Annotated in this window: 1 pseudogene; it reads left to right on the top strand. The window is 43.0% G+C overall.

Features of this window, described 5'->3' with window-relative positions:
- Positions 1-12: 12 nt before the first annotated feature.
- Positions 13-242 (top strand): annotated as a pseudogene (locus ciss_RS09050) (DDE transposase); the annotation flags it as partial.

The raw sequence follows: 242 nt of genomic DNA on the forward strand, positions 1-242 counted from the left end.
GTAGATAAAATAATGGACCGCCTTGTTGAGCAAATACAAGAGATATTGCCTGACTTTGGCAAGCATTTGGCAATTGACAGCAAAGCCATCTCATCATATGCCAAACGACCGAATAAAGAAGTGCACGCGGACGGCAGGCGGGATACAGATGCTGATTACGGCAAAAAAGAATACAAAGGCAAAAGTAAGGATGGAAAGGTATGGGAAAAGGTTGTAAAGTGGTTTGGCTACAAGCTGCATTT

This window comes from Carboxydothermus islandicus, assembly GCF_001950325.1.
GTDB classification, from domain to species: Bacteria; Bacillota; Z-2901; order Carboxydothermales; family Carboxydothermaceae; genus Carboxydothermus; species Carboxydothermus islandicus.